This window comes from Pseudomonas sp. RP-B7, assembly GCF_059803535.1.
Genome location: NZ_JAPFHC010000061.1, coordinates 1 through 5,266, shown reverse-complemented (window position 1 = coordinate 5,266; position 5,266 = coordinate 1). Strand labels below are relative to the sequence as shown.

Annotated in this window: 1 protein-coding gene; it reads left to right on the top strand. The window is 64.5% G+C overall.

From position 1 onward, the window contains the following. The coding region (locus OPU96_RS28635) for an amino acid adenylation domain-containing protein (RefSeq protein ID WP_498560175.1) at nt 1–5,266 on the top strand (5,266 nt) is incomplete at both ends.

The following is a 5,266-nucleotide window of genomic DNA, read 5'->3' as shown; positions in this document are numbered from 1 at the left end:
GCGTCGGCCTGAACGACCACTTCTTCGAGATGGGCGGTCATTCGTTGCTGGCGATGCAAGTGATCTCACGCCTGCGTCAGGTCCTGGCGCAGGAAGTGCCGTTGAAACTGGTGTTCGAACAACCAAGGCTGGCCGGTTTCGCGGCGGCAGTGCAGGCGCTGGAAGGCCGCGAACAGGCGCCACCGCTGGTAGCGCGCAATCGCCTGCAACCGCTGCTGTTGTCTTACGCCCAGGAACGCCAGTGGTTCCTCTGGCAACTGGACCCACACAGCGCCGCTTACCATATTCCCAGTGCCTTGCGCCTGACCGGCCAGTTGGACTGTGAGGCCTTGCAGCGCAGTTTCAACAGCTTGATCGCGCGCCACGAAAGCCTGCGCACCTATGTGCAGCAGGAAGGCGAGGGCGCGGTGCAGGTGATCGGTACTCAGGTCGCGCTCCCCATCGAGCTGGCCGACATCGACGAGGCTGACCTGCATGCGCGGGTCGCCGCCGAAATCTCACGCCCGTTCAACCTGCAACAGGGCCCGCTGTTGCGCGTGACCTTGCTGCGCCTGGCGGCCGATGAGCATGTACTGGTGTTGGTGCAGCACCATATCGTCTCCGATGGCGCGTCGATGGCGGTGATGGTCGATGAACTGGTGCAGCTCTACAGCGCCTACAGCCGCGGTGATGTGCCGCAACTGCCGGCCATGCCGATCCAGTACGCCGACTATGCGCTGTGGCAACGCGACTGGATGGAAGCCGGCGAAAGACAGCGCCAGTTGAGCTACTGGCGCGACCTGCTGGGCGGTGAGCAGCCGGTGCTGGAATTGCCGTTCGATCACCAGCGCCCCGCCCAGCAAAGCCATCGCGGTGCGCGTCTCGACGTGCCGTTGCCGGCGGCGCTGGCGGCAGACCTGAAAGCCTTGGCGCAGCGCGAAGGCGTGACGATGTTCATGCTCTTGCTGGCGTCGTTCCAGACTCTGTTGTACCGCTACAGCGGCCAGCAGGACATCCGTGTCGGCGTGCCCATCGCCAACCGTAACCGGGTCGAGACCGAGCGCCTGATCGGCTTTTTCGTCAACACCCAGGTGCTCAAGGCCGACATCGATGGGCAAACCACCGTCGCCCAACTGCTGCAGCAGGTCAAGCAACGGGCGCTGGACGCCCAGGCCCACCAGGACCTGCCGTTCGAACAACTGGTGCAAGCGCTGCAACCGGAGCGCAGCTTGAGCCTCAACCCGCTGTTCCAGGTGATGTTCAACTACCAGACCGACGGGCCGCGTGAACCGCTGGCGCTGGCGCACCTGAGCATTGAAAACCTGGCCTGGGAACGGCGCACCGCGCACTTCGACCTCGACCTGGACACCCATGACAGCCGCGACGGCCTGTGGGCATCCCTGGGTTACAGCACCGATCTGTTCGATGCGCCGACCATTGCGCGCATGGCGCGGCATTGGCAGAACCTGCTGCAAGCGATGGTTGCCGATCAGCAGCAGAACATCGGGCAGTTGAACCTGCTGGATGCCGATGAGCAACAGCACATCCTGCAACTGTGGGATCGCAGTGAGTCCGGCTTCTCAAGCGCTCGTCTGGTGCATGAACTGTTCGCCGACCGCGCCCGTGAAAACCCGCAGGCGGTGGCGGTCAAGTTCGACACGCAAACCCTCAGCTACGGCGAGCTGGATCGCCAGGCCAACCGCCTGGCCCACGCGCTGATCGCCCGTGGCGTCGGCCCCGAAGTGCGGGTGGCGATTGCCATGCCGCGCAGTGCCGAAAGCCTGGTGGCGTTCCTCGGCGTGATGAAAGCCGGCGGCGTGTATGTGCCGCTGGACATCGAATACCCGCGTGATCGCCTGCTGTACATGATGCAAGACAGCCGCGCGCAATTGCTGCTGACCCACAGCAGTGCGGTGCCGCAACTGCCGATTGCCGAGGGCCTTGAGGTGCTGGCGATCGATCGCACCGAGGACTATGCCGAGACCGCGCCAGAGGTGGCGTTGGACGGCGAAAACCTTGCCTACGTGATCTACACCTCCGGCTCCACCGGCATGCCCAAGGGCGTGGCGGTTTCCCACGGTCCATTGGTGGCGCACATCATCGCCACTGGCGAGCGCTACGAAACCGGTCCGGCCGATTGCGAACTGCACTTCATGTCCTTCGCCTTCGACGGCTCCCACGAAGGCTGGATGCACCCGTTGATCAACGGCGCCAGCGTGCTGATCCGCGATGACAGCCTGTGGCTGCCGGACTACACCTACGCGCAGATGCATCGCCACAACGTGACCATGGCGGTGTTCCCGCCGGTGTACCTGCAACAGCTGGCCGAACATGCCGAGCGCGACGGCAATCCACCGGCGGTGCGGGTCTACTGCTTTGGCGGGGATGCGGTGGCGCAGGCCAGCTACGACCTGGCCTGGCGTGCGCTCAAGCCGACCTACCTGTTCAACGGTTATGGCCCGACTGAAACTGTGGTCACGCCGTTGCTGTGGAAGGCTCGTCGCGGTGATCCCTGCGGCGCCGTCTACGCGCCGATTGGCACCTTGCTGGGCAACCGCAGCGGCTACGTGCTGGACGCCCAGCTCAATCTGCAACCCATCGGCGTGGCCGGTGAGCTGTACCTGGGCGGCGAGGGCGTTGCGCGGGGCTACCTGGAACGCCCAGCGCTCACCGCCGAACGCTTCGTGCCGGACCCGTTCGGCAAACCCGGCAGCCGTGTGTACCGCAGTGGCGACCTGACCCGTGGCCGCCCGGACGGCGTGGTGGATTACCTCGGTCGCGTCGACCACCAAGTGAAAATCCGCGGCTTCCGTATCGAACTGGGGGAAATCGAAGCGCGCCTGCGGGAACAGGACAGCGTGGGCGAGACCGTCGTCGTCGCGCAAGACAGCCCGACCGGCAAGCAACTGGTGGCCTACGTCGTCCCGGCTGATGCCGCCCTGGCCAGCGAAACCGAGTTCCGCGAAACCCTGCGCCGCGCCCTGAAAACCCACCTGCCGGATTACATGGTGCCCGCGCACTTCATGTTCCTTGCCAAAATGCCCCTGACCCCCAACGGCAAACTCGACCGCAAGGGCTTGCCGCAACCTGACGCCGCGCAGTCCCAGGGCATATGGGTTGAACCGGTCACCGCGTTGCAGCAACAAGTCGCCGCGATCTGGGCCGATGTGCTCGGCGCCGAGCGCGTCGGCCTGACCGATCACTTCTTCGAGCTGGGCGGGCATTCGCTGCTGGCGATGCAGGTGATCTCGCGGGTGCGCCAACTGCTGGCGCGGGAAATCGCCCTGCGTACGCTGTTCGAACAACCGCAACTGGAAGGTTTCGTGTTGGCCTTGCAGGCCCTGCAAAGCGATGAAGCGCCGTTGGCTCCAGCGATGCTGGCCGTGGACCGTGATCAACCGCTGAGCCTGTCTTACGCCCAGGAACGCCAGTGGTTCCTGTGGCAGTTGGAGCCTGAAAGCGCGGCCTATCACGTACCTAATGCCTTGCGCCTGACGGGTGAGCTGGACCGCTCGGCGTTGCAACGCAGCTTCGACAGCCTGCTGGCCCGTCATGAAACCTTGCGCACCGTGTTTGTCAGCGCCGGCGAGCGCACCCTGCAACGCGTGCTGCCGGTGGCCACCCTGCACATCGACAGCCTGGCACTCGATAACCCGACTGCCGAGCAGGTGCAGGCGCTGGTGGAAGCCGAAATCGCCCGCCCGTTCGATCTGCGCCAGGGCCCGCTGCTGCGGGTCAAGCTGTTGCAACTGAGCGCGCAGGAACATGTGCTGGTGCTGGTGCAGCACCACATCGTCTCGGACGGCTGGTCGATGCAGGTGATGGTCGATGAGTTGGTGCAACTGTATGCCGCCTATAGCCAGGGCCATGACGTGCAGTTGCCCGCCATGCCACTGCAATACGCCGATTACGCGCTGTGGCAGCGTGCCTGGATGGACGCCGGTGAAAAGCAGCGCCAACTGAGTTACTGGCGCGAACTGTTGGGCGCGGAGCAACCGGTGCTGGAGTTGCCCCTGGACCATCCACGCCCGGCCGTGCAGAGCTATCGCGGCGCACGCCTGGATGTGGCGCTGGAGGCGAATGTGGTCGCCGGCCTCAAGGCCTTGGCACAACGCGAAGGCGTGACGCTGTTCATGCTGTTGCTGGCCTCGTTCCAGACCCTGTTGCACCGCTACAGCGGCCAGTCGGACATCCGCATCGGCGTGCCGATTGCCAACCGCAACCGCGTGGAAACCGAGCGTCTTATTGGCTTCTTCGTCAACACCCAGGTGCTCAAGGCTGAAATCGACGGGCAAATGAGCTTTGCCCAGGTGCTGCAACAGACCAAGCGCCGTGCGCTGGAAGCCCAGGCGCATCAGGACCTGCCGTTCGAACAGTTGGTGGAAGCGCTGCAACCGGAACGCAGCCTGAGCCACAACCCGCTGTTCCAGGTGATGTTCAACCACCAGTCCGAGCTGCGTGTGCAGCGTGGCGAACAACTGCCGGGCCTGCGCCTGGAAGGGCTGGAGTCCAATAACCATCCGGCGCATTTCGACTTGAGCCTGGACACCCAAGCCTCGGCCGATGGCCTGTTTGCCACGCTGACCTACGCCACCGACCTGTTTACCGACGCGACCATCGCGCGCATGGCCCAGCACTGGCAGCACTTGTTGCACGCAGTGGCCGCTGATGCGCACAGACGTGTCTGCGAGTTGCCGCTGCTGGCCGGGGTCGAGCAAGCGCAATGGAACAACGGCGCTGCTGTATTCCAAAGTCCGTTGGGTGTGCACGGGCTGTTCGAGCGGCAAGCACAACGCCGTCCCGACGCCATTGCCCTGTGCCTGGATGAGCAGACGCTGACTTACGCCGAGCTCAATCGCCAGGCTAACCAGCTGGCGCATTACCTGATCGCTGAGGGGGTCGGCCCCGAGGTCCTGGTCGGTGTCGCGGTGGAGCGTTCGTTCGCCATGGTGGTCAGCCTGTTGGCGACCCTCAAGGCGGGCGGCGCCTACGTGCCGCTGGACCCGCAATACCCGCGCGAACGCCTGCTGCACATGTTGGAAGACAGCGGCGTGAGCCTGGTGCTGACCCAATCCCACGTACCAATGCCGTTGCCCGCAGGGCTGCGCAGCGTGGCGATTGATCGGGTGGCGCTGGACCCGTGTGCCGAAGGTAATCCGCAGGTAGCAGTTGAACCACAGAACCTGGCCTACGTGATCTACACCTCGGGCTCCACCGGCAAGCCTAAAGGCGTGGCGATCAACCATGCGGCGTTGACCGAGTTTTCCGGGATTGCGGCCGGCTATTC